At 65.0% G+C, this 19,277-nt stretch carries 16 protein-coding genes; 6 read left to right on the top strand and 10 right to left on the bottom strand.

Annotated elements, in window-relative coordinates; all coding sequences use genetic code 11:
* Positions 1 to 230 precede the first annotated feature (230 nt).
* Positions 231 to 1,238: a GlxA family transcriptional regulator gene (locus PMI38_RS10780; RefSeq protein ID WP_043273404.1), complete on the top strand. Its 1,008-nt coding sequence runs from the start codon at positions 231 to 233 to the stop codon at positions 1,236 to 1,238.
* 7 nt (positions 1,239 to 1,245) lie between these two features.
* On the opposite strand, the gene PMI38_RS10775 is transcribed toward PMI38_RS10780, so the two are convergent.
* The 3 genes from PMI38_RS10775 to quiC form a co-directional block, all read right to left on the bottom strand.
* A complete protein-coding gene (locus tag PMI38_RS10775; protein ID WP_008093737.1) occupies positions 1,246 to 1,917 on the bottom strand; it encodes a TetR/AcrR family transcriptional regulator in 672 nt (223 codons plus the stop codon).
* A gap of 248 nt (positions 1,918 to 2,165) precedes the next feature.
* Positions 2,166 to 3,095 (bottom strand): malate dehydrogenase, encoded by a 930-nt coding sequence (locus PMI38_RS10770; RefSeq protein ID WP_008093736.1) that lies wholly within the window; start codon positions 3,093 to 3,095, stop codon positions 2,166 to 2,168.
* 211 nt (positions 3,096 to 3,306) lie between these two features.
* Entirely contained in the window at positions 3,307 to 5,214 is a 1,908-nt protein-coding gene (gene quiC, locus PMI38_RS10765; protein WP_008093734.1) for a 3-dehydroshikimate dehydratase QuiC, read from the bottom strand.
* Between the two features lie 323 nt (positions 5,215 to 5,537).
* On the opposite strand from quiC, the gene PMI38_RS10760 reads away from it, so the two are divergent.
* Positions 5,538 to 6,911: an MFS transporter gene (locus tag PMI38_RS10760; RefSeq protein WP_008093733.1), complete on the top strand. Its 1,374-nt coding sequence runs from the start codon at positions 5,538 to 5,540 to the stop codon at positions 6,909 to 6,911.
* A 138-nt stretch (positions 6,912 to 7,049) separates the two neighbouring features.
* On the opposite strand, the gene PMI38_RS10755 is transcribed toward PMI38_RS10760, so the two are convergent.
* From PMI38_RS10755 to PMI38_RS10735, 5 genes are all read right to left on the bottom strand, one after another.
* Positions 7,050 to 8,462 (bottom strand): DOPA decarboxylase, encoded by a 1,413-nt coding sequence (locus PMI38_RS10755; RefSeq protein WP_008093731.1) that lies wholly within the window; start codon positions 8,460 to 8,462, stop codon positions 7,050 to 7,052.
* Positions 8,463 to 8,663: 201 nt separating this feature from the next.
* Positions 8,664 to 9,608, bottom strand: a complete 945-nt coding sequence (locus PMI38_RS10750) for a LysR family transcriptional regulator (protein ID WP_043273403.1) — start codon at positions 9,606 to 9,608, stop codon at positions 8,664 to 8,666.
* A 138-nt stretch (positions 9,609 to 9,746) separates the two neighbouring features.
* Positions 9,747 to 10,457 carry a YebC/PmpR family DNA-binding transcriptional regulator gene (locus tag PMI38_RS10745; RefSeq protein WP_008093726.1) on the bottom strand — a complete coding sequence of 237 codons (711 nt, stop codon included), beginning with the start codon at positions 10,455 to 10,457 and terminating at the stop codon, positions 9,747 to 9,749.
* Positions 10,458 to 10,551: 94 nt separating this feature from the next.
* Positions 10,552 to 11,943 (bottom strand): FAD-dependent oxidoreductase, encoded by a 1,392-nt coding sequence (locus PMI38_RS10740; RefSeq protein ID WP_008093724.1) that lies wholly within the window; start codon positions 11,941 to 11,943, stop codon positions 10,552 to 10,554.
* Between the two features lie 14 nt (positions 11,944 to 11,957).
* The gene (locus PMI38_RS10735) at positions 11,958 to 13,274 is read right to left on the bottom strand and encodes an MFS transporter (RefSeq protein WP_008093722.1); all 1,317 of its coding nucleotides are present in this window, start codon (positions 13,272 to 13,274) and stop codon (positions 11,958 to 11,960) included.
* A 244-nt stretch (positions 13,275 to 13,518) separates the two neighbouring features.
* Between PMI38_RS10735 and PMI38_RS10730 the strand changes: the two genes are divergently transcribed.
* Positions 13,519 to 14,388: a LysR substrate-binding domain-containing protein gene (locus tag PMI38_RS10730; protein ID WP_008093719.1), complete on the top strand. Its 870-nt coding sequence runs from the start codon at positions 13,519 to 13,521 to the stop codon at positions 14,386 to 14,388.
* 95 nt (positions 14,389 to 14,483) lie between these two features.
* Positions 14,484 to 14,849: a DUF2784 domain-containing protein gene (locus tag PMI38_RS10725; protein WP_008093716.1), complete on the top strand. Its 366-nt coding sequence runs from the start codon at positions 14,484 to 14,486 to the stop codon at positions 14,847 to 14,849.
* On the opposite strand, the gene tam is transcribed toward PMI38_RS10725, so the two are convergent.
* The gene (tam, locus tag PMI38_RS10720; protein WP_008093713.1) at positions 14,846 to 15,622 is read right to left on the bottom strand and encodes a trans-aconitate 2-methyltransferase; all 777 of its coding nucleotides are present in this window, start codon (positions 15,620 to 15,622) and stop codon (positions 14,846 to 14,848) included. The genes PMI38_RS10725 and tam overlap by 4 nt on opposite strands.
* A 184-nt stretch (positions 15,623 to 15,806) precedes the next feature.
* Between tam and PMI38_RS10715 the strand changes: the two genes are divergently transcribed.
* A complete protein-coding gene (locus PMI38_RS10715; protein ID WP_008093711.1) occupies positions 15,807 to 15,986 on the top strand; it encodes a hypothetical protein in 180 nt (59 codons plus the stop codon).
* A gap of 3 nt (positions 15,987 to 15,989) precedes the next feature.
* Here the strand turns inward: PMI38_RS10715 and PMI38_RS10710 are convergent, their stop codons facing one another.
* On the bottom strand, positions 15,990 to 17,399 hold the full coding sequence (locus PMI38_RS10710; RefSeq protein ID WP_008093709.1) for an amino acid permease: 1,410 nt from the start codon (positions 17,397 to 17,399) through the stop codon (positions 15,990 to 15,992).
* Positions 17,400 to 17,725: 326 nt separating this feature from the next.
* On the opposite strand from PMI38_RS10710, the gene PMI38_RS10705 reads away from it, so the two are divergent.
* Positions 17,726 to 19,150: an aminotransferase-like domain-containing protein gene (locus tag PMI38_RS10705; RefSeq protein WP_008093706.1), complete on the top strand. Its 1,425-nt coding sequence runs from the start codon at positions 17,726 to 17,728 to the stop codon at positions 19,148 to 19,150.
* Positions 19,151 to 19,277: the final 127 nt, after the last annotated feature.

Here is a 19,277-nt window from a genome sequence, read left to right as displayed (position 1 = left end):
AAAAGCGGACAACCATGGCCTCACAGACCGTGGCACGTTGCAACAAATGTAGGAGCGGCTTTAGCCGCGATGCGCCGCGCGGGCGGCGCTCGATCTCATGAACGCCGAAAATCCACCGACAAACCCATTTGTCTCAACCCGACCTCGAATACGACACCGCCACCCTGGCGATTGTCTTTCCCCCGGCCACCCGCCACACTCTGCCGGCCAGCCAGGAAGCGGAGTCCAGAGTGCCCACCCCACGCCAGTTCAGCAAAAAGACCAGCACCAGCAACATGCTGCGGCTCAAGTCCGCCGCCGGCAGCCCCGAGGCGCCCTACCGGGTCGACTTCGTGTTGCTCGAACACTTCTCCATGGCCAGTTTCACCGTGGCCATGGACGTGCTGGTCACCGCCAACCTGCTGCGCGCCGACAGCTTCCGCTTCACCCCGCTGTCACTGGACGGCGACCGGGTGCTGAGCGACCTGGGCCTGGAGCTGGTAGCCACCGAGCTGTCCGCCGGCGAACTCAAGGCGTTGGACCTGCTGATCGTCTGCGGCGGCCTGCGTACCCCGCTGAAATACCCGGAACTCGACCGCCTGCTGGACGACGCTGCCGCCCACGGCATGGCCTTGGGCGGGCTGTGGAATGGCGCCTGGTTCCTCGGCCGCGCCGGGGTGCTCGACGACTACGGCTGCAGCATCCACCCCGAGCAGCGCGCCAGCCTTTCCGAGCGCAGCCCGCAGACGCGCATCACCCCCGCCAGCTTCACCCTCGACCGCGACCGCCTCACCGCCGCCAGCCCCAATGGCGCCATGGAGCTGATGCTCGGGCTGGTGCGCCGGTTGTACGGCGACGGCCTGGCCGAAGGCGTCGAGGAGATTCTGTCGTTCTCGGGTGCGCGCTACCGCCAGGTCGGGCCAGGGGCGAAGAAATCCATGAGCCTGCACCTGCGCACCATCGTCGAGCTGATGGAAAACAACCTCGAAGAAACCCTCAGCCTCGACCAGCTGGCCGCCTACAGCGGCCGCTCGCGGCGCCAGATCGACCGCCTGTTCCAGGCCCAGCTCGGCACTTCGCCGCGGCGCTACTACATGGAACTGCGCATCACCAAGAGCCGCCGGCTGCTGCAGTACTCCGACCTGTCGGTGATGGAAGTGGCGGTGGCCTGCGGCTTCGTCTCGGTTTCGCACTTCAGCAAGTGCTACGCGGCGTACTTCGGCTACCCGCCGTCGCGCGAGCAACGGCTGGGCGAGTGAGCGCGATTCAGGCGCGCAGGTAACGCATCACCACATCGCAGATCATCGCCTTGTGGCGCTGCTTGACCTGCTCGTCGGACATGTCGATGTCGAAGATATGGCCGAAGGTGTGGCGGTTGGAAACCCGGTAGAAGCAGAACGAGCTCATCAGCATGTGCAGGTCGATGACCTCGATGCCGGGGCGGAACACCCCTTCGGCTACACCGCGCTGCAGGGTCTTGGCCAAGGCCTCGACCACCAGGCTGCTCATCTCGCGGATGACGGGTGATTTCTTCACGTACTCGCCGTAGTGGATGTTCTCGGTGCAGACCATGCGCACGAAGTCGACGTTGCGATCATGGTGGTCGAAGGTGAATTCGGTCAGGCGCTGGATCGCAAGCTCAGCGGGCAGCGACTCCAGGTCCAGGCTGTGCTCGGTCTTGCGGATGTCGCCGTAGAGTTTGACCAGGCACTCGACGTACAACTGCTCCTTGCTGCCGAAGTAGTAGTAGATCATGCGCTTGGAAGTGGCCGTGCGCTCGGCGATGGCGTCCACCCGCGCGCCGGCCAGGCCTTGCTGGACGAACTCGTTGATGGCGGCCTGGAGGATGTCCTCACGGGTTTTCTCGGGGTTGTTCTTGCGCGACTTGCGCACCCCTTCGATTTCAGGCTGGCCGAGGCTGACTACGGGATTGCTCATACCTACTCACGGGCTGTTTATTGGAATAGCTGGGGATTATCCGTGAGCGGGACGGCGTAGGGAAGCGCGCCGTTGGTCGGGGGCAGCAATGGGGGGTGCCTGGACTGGCCCTTTCGCGGGACAAGCCCGCGCCCACAGGTAGGGTGCCAGCTCAAGGTACCAGGACAATCTGTGGGAGCGGGCTTGCCCCGCGGAGAGGCCAGCCCAGACAACGGAAATGATCGAGCGCCCTCTCCATTCAACTCCACTCACATTGCTTTCATTTCAGCGATATCACACACCACATGATCTGCAGAGTGGTCGAACATCGCCTGCTCCTGCGCATCCAGCGGCAACTCGATCACCCGCACAATGCCATCCCCGGCCAACACGCAGGGGACGCCCATGGCAATATCCGTTCGCCCGTACTCGCCCTCGAGAATCGCCACCGTGGGCAAAATGCGGTTTCGCCCATGGGCGATCGCATCCACCATCTGCGCAATGGCCACGCCCGGCGCGTCGCAGGCGCTCCCGACCTTCTTCAGACCCAGAATCTCGCCGCCACCCTGACGGGTGCGCTCGACAATTCGCTCTATCTGCTGATCGGACAAGAAGTGAGACAGCGGCACCGAGCCGACCGCACAGTAGCGCATCAGCGGCACCATGCTGTCGCCATGCCCTCCCAGCACCAGCGCCGTGATATCCCGAGCGGAAAAGCCTGTTTCCTCGGCAATGAAACACTTCATGCGCGCTGTATCCAGGACCCCCGCCTGGCCGAACACCTTGTTGCGGCCCAGCCCGCTGAGTGACCAGGCCCGATAGGTCAGCACGTCGACCGGGTTGGACACCACCAGGACCGTCGCCGCCGGGGCATGGCGTTTGATATCCGCCATGATGCTATCGAGAATCGGCAGATTGATACTCAATACATCCTGCCGCGACTGACCCGGCTTGCGCGGCACCCCTGCGGTAATCACCACCAGATCGGAATCCTGCAGCAATTGGGCATCGGACCCGCCGAGAACCCGGGTATCGGAACCTGACTCGACTGCCGCCTGCCAGATGTCCAGCGCCTTGCCTTTTGCCAACTCTCCCTGCACATCGATCAGCATCAACTCATGACAGAACTCTTCCCGCGCGATGATCTGAGCCGCTGCCTCGCCCACGATCCCGGCACCTACAATGGATAGTTTCTTCACCTGACACCTCCCGCAGCCCGTGCCACCCGCACGGCCGCCTGTACAGGGAAGTATTACCCGCGAATACCAAAAGGCCACCCGAAGGTGGCCTGTGGTCGTTTCATACGCTTTTTGCCAAGTGGCCCATCGCTGGCAAGCCAGCTCCCACAGGTACTGCGTGCACAGATCCCTGTGGGAGCCGGCTTGCCGGCGATAGGGCCCTTGCAGCCGACTACAACACCGGCTTGCGCGCCGCCCCACTGCGCCGCTTGGCCATCGCCGCCAGGCGCACCGCCACGTTCGCCGCGCCATACCCCGCATACCCACCCTTGCGCTGGATGATCTCGAAGAAGAACCGCTCCTCGAACGGCTCGGTATACACATGGAACAGCTCACCGCCTTGGGCATCCCGGTCATACAACACGTTGTAATACGCCAGCTCGCTGAGAAACTCGTCGTCGAAATCGAACCGCGCTGCCAGGTCGTCATAGTAATTCAACGGAATTTCCAGCAACGGCACACCGGCCTCCTTCGCCCGCGCCACTTCCCGGAAGATGTCCGCACAATCGAAGGCGATGTGGTGCACCCCCGAGCCACGATAACTGGACAACGCGTGGGCAATCGCGGTGTTGCGGTTTTCCGAAATGTTCAGGGGCAAGCGCAGGCTGCCGCACTGACTGCGCAAGGCGCGGCTCTTGACCAGGCCGTAGGGGTCGGGCAGGACCACCTCGTCATCGGCGGCGAAGTCGAACAGGCTCTTGTAGAACAGCACCCAGCTGTCCAGCGATTCGGCGGGCAGGGCCAGGGCCATGTGGTCGATGCGCTGCAGACCGCCGCTGGCCGCAGCGGACGGTTCCAGGCGGAAGTCGGTGTCGTACAGCGACGGACCTTGCGCGCCCTGCTCCACGAGGTAGATCAGGCTGCCGTCCGGGGCACGCACGGCAGGCACTTCGCATTCGTTGGGGCCGACCAGGCCGCGGAACGGCTGGCCACGGAAGTCGGTGGCGCGCTGCAGCGCGGCCTGTTCGTCCTTGACCCGTAGCGCCGTGGCGCACAGGGACGGGCCATGGGCTTCGAAGAAGTTGTGGCCGAAGGAGTACGGCTCGGCGTTGAGCACGATGTTGATGTCGTTCTGGCGCAGCAGGCGTACGTCCTTGCTGCGGTGCTTGCCGGCCTCGGCGAAGCCCAGGCGCTTGAGCCAGCTGCCCAGGCGTGCGCCCACGGCCTCGTCGACGGCGAATTCGAGGAACTCCACACCGTCATAGCTGCTGGCGGCCGGCGGGGTGAACAGCACGCCAGGCTCGATGGCAGTCCCTTCCTGCTCCAGGCGCAGGCGGGTCTGTTCTTCCAGGTACAGCAGCGAACGCAGGCCATCGGCGGCGTTCTGCCGGGGCGGCGCGGCGCGGAAGCCGTCGTTGAAGATCTCCAGCGACAGCGGGCCGCGATAGCCGGTGGCGAGGATCGGTGCGAGGAAGCCGGCCAGGTCCATTTCGCCCTGCCCCGGGAAGCAGCGGAAGTGGCGGCTCCACTCCAGCACGTCCATGTTCAGGATCGGCGCGTCGGCCATTTGCACGAAGAAGATCTTGTCGCCCGGGATCTCGCGGATCGCCGACGGGTCACCCTTGAGCGAGAGGGTATGGAAACTGTCGAGGATCACCCCCAGCGCCGGGTGGTCGGCCTGGCGCACCAGGTTCCACACCTGCTGGTAGGTGTTGACGTGGCGGCCCCAGGCCAGGGCTTCATAGCCGATGCGCAGGCCGCGCTGGCCAGCGTGCTCGGCCAGCAGGCGCAGGTCGTCCACCAGCAGCTGTTCTTCGGCCAGCGCGTCGGCCTGGACGTTGCTGCACACCAGCACCAGGTCGGTGCCCAGTTCCTGCATCAGGTCGAACTTGCGCTCGGCGCGGTCGAGGTTCTTCTGCAGGCGGTCACGGCGGCAGCCTTCGAAATCGCGAAACGGCTGGAACAACGTGATGGCGATGCCGAGGTCGGCGCACATCTGCCGCACTTCGCGCGGGCTGCCGGCGTAGTACAGCAGGTCGTTCTCGAAGATCTCGACGCCGTCGAAACCGGCGGCGGCGATGGCTTCGAGCTTTTCCGGCAGGGTGCCGCTCAAGGACACGGTGGCTATCGAACGCTGCATGGTGGAGTTCCTTGTTATGGGGGCTACGGGGCTGGAAGTGAGGGGGGCTGCACTGGCCCTATCGCTGGCAATCCAGCGATAGGGCCAGTGCAGGCACACCACCTGACTTCTTGGCACAGTCGATTATTCGCAGGTAAAGTCGCCCCATCAATCACTTTGTACGGAACGGTTAGTTTTGTGTTCGATTATCGCCCAAAACCCGTTTCGGCGAATTGATTCGCCCTACCCCCTGGGCAACCATGAAACCCAGCGCGCTCACCAAACACTCCCAAATAACCCCACGCTCGCCCGTGCGGGAACCAACAAGAACAACGGAGACACCCATGGCCCACTCAAGCTCTCAAGCCAGGAAAGCGACCGCCAGCGGATGGATCGGCTCGGCACTCGAGTACTACGATTTCTTCATCTATGCCCAGGCTGCGGCCCTGATCTTCCCGCAGATCTTCTTCCCCAACACTGACCCGAAAATGGCCATCATCGCCTCCCTGGCGACCTACGGCGTCGGCTACCTGGCCCGTCCGATCGGTGCCTGCGTGCTCGGCCACTGGGGTGACACCCGCGGGCGCAAGAACGTGCTGCTGCTGTGCATGTTCCTGATGGGCCTGTCGACCATGGCCGTCGGCCTGCTGCCCACCTACCACGACATCGGCATCCTCGCCCCGGCCTTGCTGGTGGTGCTGCGCCTGATCCAGGGCTTCGCCGTGGCCGGCGAAATCTCCGGCGCCAGTTCGATGATCATGGAGCACGCCCCGTTCGGCCGGCGCGGCTACTACGCCAGCTTTACCCTGCAAGGCGTACAGGCCGGCCAGGTGCTGGCGGCCGCGGTGTTCCTGCCACTGGCCTACTTCATGCCCAGCGAGGCGTTCAACGAGTGGGGCTGGCGGATTCCGTTCCTGATGAGCGCGATGGTGCTGATCGCAGGTTTCATCATCCGCAAGGAAGTGCATGAAACCCCGGCGTTCGTGAAGGAAGAGAAACAGGACAAGGTGGCCAAGTCGCCGATCAGCGAGGCCTTCCGCCACAGCTGGAAGCACATGGTGCTGGTGATGTTCATGGCCTTGATGAACGTGATTCCGGTGGTGGCCACCATCTTCGGCGCCGCCTATGCGGTACAACCGGCCTACGGCATCGGCTTCGACAAGAGCGTGTACCTGTGGATCCCGGTGGTGGGCAACATCGTCGCGGTGCTGGTGATCCCCTTCGTCGGCAACCTCTCCGACAAGATCGGCCGTCGCCCGACCATGATCGCCGGCTGCCTGGGCTCGGGCCTGTTGGCCTTCGTTTATCTGTATGCGATCAGCATCCAGAACGTGCCGCTGGCCTTCGCCTCCTCGATCCTGATGTGGGGCATGGTCTACCAGGGTTACAACGCTGTGTTCCCAAGCTTCTACCCGGAGCTGTTCCACACCCGCTACCGGGTTTCGGCCATGGCCATCGCGCAGAACGTCGGCACCATGCTGACCGCGATGCTGCCGGCGCTGTTCGCCCTGGTGGCGCCACCGGGTTCGGAGAACATTCCGCTGGTGGTGGGTGGGTTGGCGTTCTTTGTTACCTGCCTGTGTGCGCTGGCGGCGTATATCGCGCCGGAGACCCATCGTCTGGCGATGGAAGACCTGGGGAATCCGCAGGCCACGCCGATGGCGAAAGAAGCCTTTGAGGCCAGTCGCAAGGGGAGCTTTCAGCCGGTGAGCAACTGATAGACCGCACGGGGCCGCTTTGCGGCCCATTCGCGGGACAAGCCCGCTCCCACAGGGACTCCACCGAAACAGAGACAGCAGGGAATCTGTGGGAGCGGGCTTGTCCCGCGAATGGGCTGCAAGGCAGCCCCAGCGATGTCAGCCCTTGACCACGTCCTGAAGCCGCACCCACAACTTCTCCACATGCTCGCGCTCGGTCGGCAGCGCCCCCACCGAAACCCGCACCATCCACCGCCCATTCAAGGTCGCCGGTGTCACATAAGCCTCCCCGGAAGCATTGAGCCGCTCGGCCCAACCCTTGGTATGCGCATCCAGCGCCTCGCCTTCCAGCCCCGCAGGCTTGTGCACAATGCACAAGGTCTGCAACTGCACCGGCGCCAACACCGCCCACTCCCCAGCCGCCTCCACCTGCTCGGCCAACCACCGAGCATTGTCCAGGTCACGCCGCAAACGCTGCTGCAACGCCTCGACACCCTCGCTACGCAACATGAACCACAGCTTCAGCGCACGGAACCGGCGCCCCAGCGGAATCCCCCAATCGCGCAGGTTCTTCACCTCGCCATCGACCGCCGATTGCAGGTAGCTGGGGTTGGTGCTCATCACCCGGATCAGGTGCTGCGGGTCGCGCACGTAATAGATCGAGCAATCGAAGGCCACGCCCAGCCATTTGTGCGCGTTGACCACCACCGAGTCGGCCAGCTCGATGCCGTCCCACATCCAGCGGCACTCCGGCAGGATCATCGCCGAGCCGGCCATGGCCGAGTCGACGTGCAGCCACAGGCCCTTGGCCTGGGCGATTTCACCGATCGCGCGCAACGGGTCCAGCGCGGTGGTGGTCGTGGTGCCGGTAGTGGCGACTACCGCACAGGGTTGGTTGCCGGCGGCCAGGTCCTGCTCGATGGCCGCCTGCAGCGCGTCGGGGCACATGGCGAACTGCTCGTCGGTGGCGATCAGGCGGATGTTGGCGCGGCCGAAGCCCGCCAGCAGCGCGGCCTTGTCCACCGAGCTGTGGGCATGGGCGCTGACGTAGACGATCAAGGGCTTGGCTTCGGCCTGCAGGCCGCCGCGGACCAGGGCATAGTCGGTGGCTCGTTCACGGGCGCAGATCAGCGCGACCAGGGTGCTGGTCGAGGCCGTGTCCTGGATAACGCCGCTCCACTGCGATGACAGGCCGAGCAACTGGCGCAGCCAGTCGAGGGTGGTTTCCTCCAGCTCGCTCAGCGCCGGGCTCGATTGCCACGACAGGCCGAGCACGCCCAGGCCGGTGCTGAGGAAGTCGCCCAGTACCGAAGAGAGGGTGCCGTTGGAGGGGAAGTAGCCGTAGAAATCCGGGTGCTGCCAGTGCGACAGGCCGGGCATGACCAGCTGGTTGACGTCGTCGAGGATCGCTGCGAACGGCTCGCCCTGTTGCGGGGCGGCGGTTGGCAGGGCGGCCTTGAGGTAACCGGGTTCGACCTGGGCCATGACCGGGCGCTCGCCGACGGTCTGGCGGTAGTCGGCGATCAGGTCGATCAGTTGGTGGCCGTACTGGCGGAATTGTTCTGGGGTCACGGGGGGGCTCCTGGTTTTTTGCTGCCAGTGCCGGCCCTTTCGCGGGGCAAGCCCGCTCCCACAGATTCTCCACCATACTCCAGAACTGTGGGGTACCTGTGGGAGCGGGCTTGCCCCGCGAAAGGGCCGGCACTGACACCCTGATGACCCACAGTCTAGGCACTTGCCCCCAGCCGAATAACTCCGCTTCGCGAATACCTGCTATGGCAAATCCGCATGCCCACCCTGCACACCGAACTGCGACTGGCGCCACAACTCGAACACCCGGTTGCGCAGCCAGCGATGCTCAGCCGACCCCTGCAAGCGCTGGTGCCACACCACCCAATAGCGCTGGGTGTGCTCGACAAACCCCAGCGGCCGCCACGCCAGGTCATGCAGCCGGCACAACTGGCGGGCGATATGCTCGGGCACGGTGGCCACAGCCTGGCTGTTGCCGATGACCTGCACGGCGGCCGAGAAGAACGGCACTTCCAGGCTGACCCGCCGCTGCAAGCCCTGGGCGCGCAAGTGGCGGTCGATGAAACTGTCCTTGTCGCCGCCACCGGAGATGCGCACGTGCTTGAACGCCAGGTAATCGTCCTGGCTCAGCGCGTCGCTGGCCGTCAGCGGATGATCGCGGCGCATCAGGCACACCGCGCGGTCTTCACCCAGCAGGCGACCGTGCAGGTTGGCGGGTGATTCGTCGAACAGCGTGGTGGCCAGGTCGATCTCGCCGCTGGCGAGCAAGCCGTACTGGCCGGCCTGCCAGGTGCGGTAGTCGATGGCCACGCCCGGGGCTTCCTGCTCCAGGGCCGTCATCAGCAGCGGCAGCATGTGCTCGGCCACGTAGTCCGACGCTGCCAGGCAGAAGCGTCGTTCGCAGCGGGCCGGGTCGAAGGTGGCGGGTTGGCGCAGGGCCTTGAGTTCTTCGAGCACCTGGCGCAAGGGCTCGACCAGGGCTTCGGCGTGCTCGCTGAGCACATAGCCACGGCCTTGGCGCACCAGCAACGGGTCGTCGAAGGCTTCGCGCAGGTGGGCCAGTTGTCGGCTCAGGGCCGGTTGGCTGACGCCCAGGCGCTCGGCTGTGTGGCTGAGGTTCTTGAGCTGCAGGAGGCAGTCGAGGGTGCGCAGGTGGGCGAGGCTGAGGGAGGCGAAGGTTGGGTTCATGCCAATCCTGCTGGTGATCTCACTGGCCCCTTCGCGGGACAAGCCCGCTCCCACAGGTACTCCACACAGCTCAAGGGGGGTGGGGTACCCGTGGGAGCGGGCTTGTCCCGCGAAGGGGCCGCAGAGCGGCCCCGATGTTTAGTCGGTCAGACCAACGTAAACGTTCTGCACATCATCGTTCTCGTCGATCGCCTCGAGGAACGCCTCGACCTCGGCCAATGCCTCGGCACTCAGGCTGGCAGCGCTCACCGGGTTCTTCGGGGTGTAGCCGATCTTCGCCGAAACCACGGTGAAGCCCTGCTCCGGCAGCGCTTTCTGTACCGCGTCCAGGTCGGTGGTGTCGGTGATGAACAGGGTCGAGCCCGCTTCTTCACCTTCCTCGAAGTCCTGTGCACCGGCTTCGATGGCGGCCATTTCCGGGTCGGCATCGCCTTCCGGGGTGGCTTCGATCAGGCCGACGTGGTTGAAGTCCCAGGCCACCGAACCGCTGGCGCCCAGCTGGCCCTTGCGGAACAGCACGCGGATTTGCGCGACGGTGCGGTTGACGTTGTCGGTCAGGCACTCGACGATCAGCGGCACCTGGTGCGGCGCGAAACCTTCATAGCTCACCGCCTGGTATTGCACGGCATCACCGTCCAGGCCAGCACCCTTGCGGATTGCCCGGTCCAGGGTCTCGCGGGTCATCGAGGCCTTCTTGGCCTGCACGATGGCCAGGCGCAGGCGCGGGTTCATGTCGGGATCGGCGCCCGATCTGGCAGCGATCTGGATTTCCTTGGCCAGCTTGCCCATGATCTTGCCCTTGGCATTGGCAGCTGTTTCTCTATGCTTGGCTTTCCACTGTGCGCCCATGTCGACTCTCTTGTTTCAGCGGCCGGTTCAGGAAGCGACCGGCCAAAAGTGGGTGCAGTTTATACGCCCTCGCGCAGCGGATCGACAAGTAATCTCACCCTTTATCGGCCTTGCCCGCCGCCGCGGCGAAGCGCGCCAGGCGCACATCCAGGCGCCGTGGCCGCACACCGTGATCCTCGGCCCGCTCCTTGCGGCGGATGGCGTTGCGCACCAGCAGCGAGCCCAGGTAGCGGATCGGCTCCGGCGGAAACAGCCCCAGCGGCCCCTTGACCAGCGGCGAGCGGGTCCAGGGGTTGTCCAGCCCCAGCGCCAGCGACGAGAGGATCTGCCCGCCCATGTGGCACGGCCCGACCCCGCTGCCGGAGTAGCCAAAGCCGTAGAACACGTTGCCCTGCCCGTCCAGCTTGCCAAAGAACGGCAAGCCGGTCACCGAGCGGTCCGACGGGCCGTTCCAGCTGGCCGCCAGCGGTACGTCGGCCAGGGCCGGGAAGAAATCGCCGAGGCTTTCGCGCAGCAGCGGCCGGTACGGCGAAGGCTGGTCGAACACCGGCAGCATGCGTCCGCCATAAGCGAAGGTGTTGCCGCCCTTGCCGAGCATCAGGCGGCCATCGGACGTGTTGTGGTAGTAGTGCACGAAGATCCGCGAGTCGAGCACGCTGATGCCGCTGTCCAGGCCGATCTGGCCCAGCAGCTCGGGGCACGGTTCGGTAATCACCATATCGCTGGAGACGATCGCCACGCTGCGCTCGAACTGTGGGAAGGCCCGCGCCATCCAGGCGTTCAGGCCAAGCACCACACGGTCGGCGCGCACTGTGCCGTGGGCCGTGCGCACCTGCACCGGGGCGCCGTGCTCCAGGCCGGTCATGGCGGTGCCTTCATGAATCCGCACCCCGCGCTGCAAGGCCACCCGGCGCAAGCCGCGTACCAGCCGACCCGGCTGCACCGTGGCGGCGGCTGGCGAGAACCAGCCTTCCAGGTGCCGCGCCGAGCCGGCCAGGCGTTGCACTTCATCCAGCGGCAGGCGCTCGAACGAATTGATCCCCTTGCCCTCGAGCGCCGCGATCACCGCATCGGTGGCACCCACCTGAGCCGCGTTGGTGGCGGTGTACAGGGTGCCGTCCAGGCGGTAGTCGCAGTCGATGCCATTGGCTGTGCAGAACGCCCCGATGGCCCCGATGCTGCGCTCCGACTCGCGCACCAGGCGCACCGCCTCGGCCACCCCGAACAGGCGTTCGAGGGTGAAGTACTTGGCCGACCAGGACAGCGCGCAACCGCCGTTGCGGCCACTGGCACCGGCACCGCAGATGTCGGCCTCGATCAGCATCACGTCCAGCGCCGGGATCGCCTCCTTGAGCATCAGCGCGGTCCACAGCCCGGTGTAGCCGCCGCCGACGATGCACACGTCGCAACGGGCATCGCCTTGCAGCGGCGGGCACACCGCGTCCTGCTCCGAATCCAGGGCCTGTTGCAGCCAGAAGGGTCTCATTCGCTCGCTTTCCTTTAAGTACGCAGTGGCTTGATCGCCATGCTGGTGTTGGGTGCCACGTCCTGGGCCTGGGGCGCGCTGGCCGGGCGGCTGTTCCAGTGCGGCAGCAGCACCAGGGCAGAGAACAGTGCGCAGCCGGCGAACACGATGAACACCGTGACGCTGTCGAAGTAGCCCGGCAGCAACCCGCCGAGCACCGCGCCCACCGAGCCGCAGCCGTTGACGAAGCCTGCCGCCGTGGCGCCGGCCTTGGCCGTGCCGAAATCGATCGCTGCCGCGCCGCTGATCATCGAGTCCGGCCCGTACAGGGTCAGGCCCATGAGGAACAGCAGGCCGACCACCAGGGCGATGCTGCCGCTGTGCATGGCCGCCATGAACGCCGCCAGGGTCACGGTCAGCAGGACCAGGCTGATCACGCAGGCCGGCATGCGCCGGGCGCCGAACAGCTTGTCCGAGGCCAGGCCGATCATGATCGGCCCCAGCAGCCCGGCCAGTTCGAAGGCCGTCGGGATGATCGCCGCGCCGACCTTGCCCACCGAGGGCATCTGTTCGAAGACGATCACCGGGCCCCACAGCAGGATCGCGTAGCGCGCCGGCTTGAGCAGGAAATACGCCAGGCCCAGGGTCATCACAGTGCGGTTGCGCAGGATCTCGCGCAACGGCGCCCAGACGCTGCACAGGTTTCCGGCCGGCGCCATGCTCTGCGGCTCGGGCTCCACCGCCGGCAGGCCGACATCCTCAGGCTTGTTGCGTTGCAGGAAGAAGAACAGCACCGCCACCGCCGCCACCACCGCGGCGCTGGAGAAGAACGCGGCGTGCCAGGTGCCGACCAGGGTGTAGGCCCACCAGCCGGCGAACGGCGAGGCCACCAGACCACCAAAGGCGTAGCACGAACTCCACAGCCCCAGCACCCGACCGCGCTGGGAGGCCGGGAAGAAGCTGCCGATGTTCTTGCACAGGCCCGCCCAGCCGGTGGACTGGGCCAGGCCCTGGATCAGCATGCAGGTGGCGAAGATCGGGAAGGTCGCGTAGCTGCCCATCACCACCGCCGCCACCGCCGAAATCAGCAGGCCGCCGAGCACCACCACGCGCGGGCCGAAGCGGTCGGCGAGCATGCCCCAGGTGAACTGGCCCACGGCGTAGGCGGCCAGGTAGATGCCGTCGAGGTTGGCCATGGAGGCCTTGTCGAGCATGAACGTGGGGTCTTCGCCGATGCCGAGCTTGGCCACCGAGAAGGCTTTGCGGGTGAAGTAGAAGGCGGCGTAGGCCAGCCAGGTGATGGCAAAAATCTGGATGCGCCAGCGTTTCAACGCGGCTAGGGATTGATTCATGGTGAGTCTGACCTCTTGCTCAAGTGTGCCGGCAGAATGTGAAAAAACGCCTGTCTTGTTGTTGTGTTGCGCACTGCATGACGGGGCTCGTCATTGGTCAGATGGCGCAGGTATGCGCGCCATGGCCCGGCAACCGCTTGTGGCGGCGGCGATGGGCTGAGGGCTATGGAAACAGCTGGTGACTGATAAATAAAATCGATTTATCGTATTTCACACATAAGCTCAGCTTGTTACTGGAGTCGTCATGTCGGTGTCTCACGCTCAACTGAAGGCCTTTCACGCGGTGGCCGTGCACGGCAGCTTTACCCGCGCCGCGCAAAAACTGTTTCTGACCCAGCCAGCAGTGTCCGACCAGGTGCGAAAACTCGAGGAACGTTTCGGCGTGCTGCTTTTTCACCGCAACAAGCGTTCGGTGCAGCTGACCGACCTGGGTGAGCGTCTGCTCGGGGTCAGCCAGCGCCTGTTCGCCTGCGAAGCCGAAGCCCATGAGCTGCTGCAGGACTCCCGTGCCCTGCACACCGGCAGCCTGGTGCTGGCGGTGGATGCCCCGGTGCACGTGCTGCCGCAGATCGCGCGCTTCTGCCAGCGCTACCCGGGGATCCAGGTCAAGATTGAAACCGGCAACACCGACGAGTCCCTCGCCCGGCTGTTCAGCTACCAGGCCGACCTGGCCCTGCTGGGGCGTGATGTCGACGATGAGCGCCTGTTCTGTGTGCCCTTGCGCCGCGATCCGATGGTGGCGTTCGTTTCGCATCACCATCCCTGGGCCAGCCGCGGGTCGATCAGCCTGGCCGACCTGGACGACACGCCGCTGGTACTGCGCGAGCCTGGGTCGGTGACCCGGCAGACCCTGGAAGAAGAGATGCAGCGCGCCGGCCTGCGGATTCGCCCGGCGATTCAGGTCGAAGGCCGGGAAGCGGCGCGCGAGGCGGTGGTGGTGGGGATTGGCGTGGGGGTGGTGTCGGCGGCGGAGTTTGGTGCCGATGCGCGGGTGTGCGCGTTGCCGATCGTGGATTGCCAGCGGCACCTGACCGAGACATTGGTGTGCCTGAGTGAGCAGCGCACGCGGCGGGTGGTGGCGACCTTTCTGCAGATGGTGCAGGAAGGATTGTAGTGACTTTGACGGCCTCTTCGCGGGACAAGCCCGCGAAGAGGCCGGTACAGCCAATACATCTATTCTGGCATTACCAACAACCAAGACGCCCTGCCATGCTCTTTCGCCTAGCCGCCGACACCCTGGTCCTGCTGCACCTGGCCTTCATCCTGCTGGTGCTGTTCGGCGGCCTGCTGGTACTCAGATGGCCCCGCGCCCTGCTCCTCCACCTACCTGCCCTGGCCTGGGGCCTGGCGGTCGAAGGCCTGCACCTGCACTGCCCCCTGACCGACTGGGAAAACCACATGCGCTTCGCCGCCGGCGATGCCGGCTACCCGGGTGGTTTCGTCGAGCACTACATCTGGCCACTGATCTACCCCGCCGGGCTGACGCCGCAGCTGCAGTGGCTACTGGGCGCCATCGTGCTGCTGCTCAACCTCGGCATCTACGGCTACGTGATCTGGCGCTGGCGCCAGCGCTAGCGGGTAGCAATCACAAACAGCCGCGGAAACGGCAACAGCACCGTGCCGTCGCTGGCTGGCGGGTATTCCCGCTGCATGGCCTGCAGGTACATCTGCAGGAAGTCCGCCTGCTCGTCCTCGTCCAACTGCGTCAGGTAGGGACGCAGGGCCGAACCCTTGAACCACTCCACCACCGCCTCGGCACCGCCCGCCAGTGGGTGGTGATACGTCGTGCGCCACACATCCACCCGTGCGCACAGGGGGCTGAGCAGGTCGTAGTAGAACGCGGCCTTGTGCCGGGGCGGCAGGCTGAAGTCGGCGAACTTGTCGGCCCAGGGGCCGCGGCTGGCGATCTCGCGCAACTGGCGATGCGCCGGCTCGTCGAGGTTGTCCGGGGTCTGCACCGCCAGGCTGCCGCCTTCGCTCAACTGGCGCACCAGGTGCGGGTAGAGCGCGCCGTGGTCGGGTACCCACTGCAGCGAGGCGTTGGCGAGGATCAGGTCCTGGGGCTCGGGGGCGGTCCATTGGCCGATGTCGGCGACTTCGCAGCGCACCCGCGGGATGTGCAGGCGCTTGCGTTCACGGGCCTTGTCGATCATGTCCTTGTCGCTGTCCAGCGCGGTCACCTGGGCATCCGGGCAGCGTTGCAGCAGCACTTCGGTGGAGTTGCCGGGGCCGCAGCCCAGGTCGGTGGCATGGCGCACCGGGCGGTGCGGCACGGCGGCGAGCAGGTCGCGCACGGCGCGGGTGCGTTCGTTTTCGAAGAGGGAATACTGGGTGGCGGACCAGGCCATTTGGAGCTCCTTTTGGCGGGCAGTGTGCTCAGCATAAGCCATCTGTCGGGCTTGAGGGCCCTATCGCCGCGGTTCGTCGCCACGACAAGCCGGCTCCCACAAATACACCACTGCACGCATGTGGGAGCCGGCTTTCCGGCGATAGGGCCGGAACTGCCAGTCTATGCTTCGAGTCAGTCTCAATATGCGCATGCCCATGAAGACCTCCCTGGCCCTCGCCATCCTGGCCCTGATCGCCGCCGCTGCCCTGCTCGGTTCACCCTGGATGAACCAGCGCTTCCACATGCCCGACGAGAAACCCCAGGCCCAACAACGCGAAACGGCCGGGTCCCCAAGGGAGCCGGCCGTTTCGAACCACCACTAGCGCTTAGTGTTGCTTGGCGCTGCGGATCTGGTGCACCACACCCATGGCCACTACCACAGCCGCGGCAATGCCGGTGGAGATCACCAGGATCTGGTAGTCAGGCATGAACGCCATGGTGACCAGCGCGGCGACGATGAAAGCAATCACCAGGTAGGTCAGCCAAGGGAACAGCCACATCTTCAGGCGCACTTCCTTGCCTTCGGCGATCAGCTTGCGGCGCATGCGCAGCTGCGAGAAGGCAATCACCAGGTACACCAGCAGGGCGATCATGCCGGTGGTGTTCATCAGGGTGTCCAGCACGTCTTTCGGGCGCAGGGTCTCGCTGAAGTTGATCAGCGCGCAGACCACGGCCACGGCGCAGGAGCCGATGATCGCGAACACCGGTACGCCGGTGCCGGCGCGGGTGATCTTGAAGAACGACGGTGCGTCGCCACGCTGGGCCAGGGAGAACAGCATGCGCGAAGCGGTGTAGTGGCCCGAGATCAGGCAGCTGCTCACCGAGGTCAGCACCACGAAGTTCATCAGCAGCTCGGCATAAGGCACGCCCAGCAGTTCCAGGGTACGGCGGTAGGCGCCATAGCCGGAGACGCCCAGTTGCGGGTCGTTCCACGGTACCAGGCAGACGATCAGGAAGATCGAGCCGACGTAGAACAGGCACACACGCCATACCACCGAGTTGGTGGCCTTGACGATCTGGGTCGCAGGGTCCTTGGCTTCGGAGGCGGCGATGGTGACGATTTCGGCGCCGAGGAAGGCGAACATCACCCCGAGCAGCGCACCGATCACGGTGGTGATGCCGTTGGGCATGAAGCCTTCGGCGGTCAGGTGGGTCATGCCGCGCACTTCACCGAACTGCCAGACGTTCATGACCGCTGCGGTACACACGATCAGGAAGCAGACGATCGCAATCACCTTGATCAGCGCGAACCAGAATTCGAACTCGCCGTAGTGCTTGACGTTGAAGAAGTTGACCGTGATCAGCAGCAGGGTCGTGGCCAGCACGAACACGTTGACGCTCACATCAGGGAAGAAGCCATGCAGGATCTTGCCCGCCACATAGGCTTCCCAGGCCATGAGGATGACCCAGTACCACCAGTACAGCCAGCCGATGGTGAAACCGGCCCAACGGCCGATAGCGCGGTCAGCGTAGGTGGAGAACGAGCCGGTGTCTGGCGAGGAAGTCGCCATTTCACCCAGCATGCGCATGATCAGTACCACCAGGATGCCGCCGGCCAGGTAGGCCAGGACAGCAGCCGGGCCGGCGCTGTGGATCACGCTGCCGGAGCCGACGAACAAGGCGCCGCCAATAACCCCGGCGATCGACATCATCGTCAGGTGGCGCGACTTGAGCGAGGCACTGAGTTTGCTCTCGTGCCCGCTTTTCGCGGTGGTGGTTGTGGATGTTGCGTCCATCAGTTGTGTACCCCGTGCTTCTTTTTATCCAAGGAAAACTGCGAGACCGCGATGGTCATCGGCCTCACCTGTACATCAGTGCTAATGCGGGCAGGAAGTGTGTGGCAACACACGCAGACCTTCCATGGCGGCCTGCTGACGCGCCCCAGGGTTTGCCCCTCGGGCGAACTGAACATGCTTTATGTGGCGATATCTGACACCTAATGTAAAAATGTATGACTCAGAGAGCCATGCACAGCGACATGAAAGTCGCACTGCACTGTACAGGCCACCGATGCAATACACCCTGCAGACACCAGGCGCTACGCACCCTTCAAGGCACCCGAATGTTTGAATTACATCCAGACTCCTCGACCCCGCTGGTCAACCAGATCATCGACGGGCTGCGCGAGATGATCGACAACCAGACGCTCAAGCCAGGCGCCAAGGTGCCGTCGATCCGCGCCTTTGCCGCCAGCTACTCGGTGAGTACCTTCACCGTGGTCGAGGCCTACGACCGTCTGGTGGCCCAGGGGCTTCTGGTGAGCAGGGGCAATGCCGGGTTCTTCGTCAACCGCGCGGCGGCCGAGTTGCTGGACAACCACAACGCCGATGCCGACGCCAGTCGACCATTGTTCAACTCCGAATGGTACTTGCAGCAGATCTTCGAAACCCGCCAGCTGCCCTTCAAGCCTGGCTGTGGCTGGCTGCCCAACGACTGGATGTACGAAGAAGGCCTGCGCCGCGGCCTGCGCCAGGTAGCCGGCAGCCCGCTGGAGCTGTCCGGCTACGGCGACCCGATGGGCCTGTTGGAGTTGCGCGCGCTGACCGCGCAGAACCTGCAGCAGGAGTTGTCGATCGTCGCCAACCCGGCGCAGCTGATGCTCACCCACGGCGCCAGCCAGGCCCTGGACCTGGCCGTGCGCACCCTGGTGCGCCCCGGTGACGTGGTGCTGGTGGACGACCCTGGCTACCCCAACCTGATGAGCGTGCTGCGTACCCAGGGTGCCACGCTGGTGGGCGTACCGCGCACCCCCAACGGCTACGACCTCAACTACCTGGAGCAGTTGCTGGCGCACCACCGCCCGACAGCGTTCTTCACCCAGCCACACCTGCACAGCCCGACCTGCTCGCGCACCCCGTTGCCGCAACTGCATCGGCTGCTGCAACTGGCCAGCCAGCACGGTTTCCGCCTGGTGGAGAACAATCTCTACGCCGACATGATCGCCGAGCCGCAACCGTGCCTGGCCAGCCTCGACCACCTGCAGCAGGTGGTGTACGTGGGCAGCTACTCGAAAAGCATTTCGCCCAACGTGCGGGTCGGCTACCTGCTGGCCAACCCGGAGCTTTCGCAGAAGCTCTTGCACATGAAGATGCGCTCGGGCCTGACGACCTCGCAGGTGATGGAGCGCGTGGTCTACGCCGCGATCATCGATGGCCGCTGGCGCAAGCACCTCAAGCGCCTGCGCCAGCGCCTGGCCGAGGCGCACCAGGATGTGGGCCGGCACTTGCATCGGCTGGGGTTCGAGCTGTTCACCGAGTCGGACGAGGGGATGTACATCTGGACCCGGCATCCGGCGATCCCGGACAGCGCGGCGCTGCTCGATGATGCGCTGGAGAAAGGCATCATGCTCGGGCCTGGGCAGTTGTTCATGGTCGATGCCAAGCCGACCGGGTGGATGCGGTTCAACGTGGCGTTCAGTACGGATCCTGCGATGTGGGAATTGCTGGAAAAGGTGCTGGTCAAGCATGTGCGCCGGAGTGGGCTCTAGGCGCTTGTCGCGGGATTTTCAGCGGTTATGAGATCGAGCGCCGCCCGCGCGGCGCATCGCGGATGAATCCGCTCCTACATTTGTTGCAACGTGCCTATGTCTGATAGGCCATGGTTGCCAGCCTTGT

It is taken from the genome of Pseudomonas sp. GM84, from assembly GCF_000282535.1.
Classification (GTDB): Bacteria; Pseudomonadota; Gammaproteobacteria; order Pseudomonadales; family Pseudomonadaceae; genus Aquipseudomonas.
The sequence above is the reverse complement of the archived record's forward strand: the minus strand, read 5'-3'. Positions and strand labels throughout refer to the sequence as shown.

Bases quoted from the DNA above. Each gene is read 5' to 3' on its own strand.
- PMI38_RS10745 (WP_008093726.1), bottom strand. From the start codon at position 10,457: ATGGGCGCACAGTGGAAAGCCAAGCATAGAGAAACAGCTGCCAATGCC.
- PMI38_RS10715 (WP_008093711.1), top strand. From the start codon at position 15,807: ATGCGCATGCCCATGAAGACCTCCCTGGCCCTCGCCATCCTGGCCCTG.
- PMI38_RS10705 (WP_008093706.1), top strand. From the start codon at position 17,726: ATGTTTGAATTACATCCAGACTCCTCGACCCCGCTGGTCAACCAGATC.
- PMI38_RS10740 (WP_008093724.1), bottom strand. From the start codon at position 11,943: ATGAGACCCTTCTGGCTGCAACAGGCCCTGGATTCGGAGCAGGACGCG.
- PMI38_RS10735 (WP_008093722.1), bottom strand. From the start codon at position 13,274: ATGAATCAATCCCTAGCCGCGTTGAAACGCTGGCGCATCCAGATTTTT.
- PMI38_RS10725 (WP_008093716.1), top strand. From the start codon at position 14,484: ATGCTCTTTCGCCTAGCCGCCGACACCCTGGTCCTGCTGCACCTGGCC.
- PMI38_RS10710 (WP_008093709.1), bottom strand. From the start codon at position 17,399: ATGGACGCAACATCCACAACCACCACCGCGAAAAGCGGGCACGAGAGC.
- quiC (WP_008093734.1), bottom strand. From the start codon at position 5,214: ATGCAGCGTTCGATAGCCACCGTGTCCTTGAGCGGCACCCTGCCGGAA.
- tam (WP_008093713.1), bottom strand. From the start codon at position 15,622: ATGGCCTGGTCCGCCACCCAGTATTCCCTCTTCGAAAACGAACGCACC.
- PMI38_RS10750 (WP_043273403.1), bottom strand. From the start codon at position 9,608: ATGAACCCAACCTTCGCCTCCCTCAGCCTCGCCCACCTGCGCACCCTC.
- PMI38_RS10730 (WP_008093719.1), top strand. From the start codon at position 13,519: ATGTCGGTGTCTCACGCTCAACTGAAGGCCTTTCACGCGGTGGCCGTG.
- PMI38_RS10760 (WP_008093733.1), top strand. From the start codon at position 5,538: ATGGCCCACTCAAGCTCTCAAGCCAGGAAAGCGACCGCCAGCGGATGG.
- PMI38_RS10775 (WP_008093737.1), bottom strand. From the start codon at position 1,917: ATGAGCAATCCCGTAGTCAGCCTCGGCCAGCCTGAAATCGAAGGGGTG.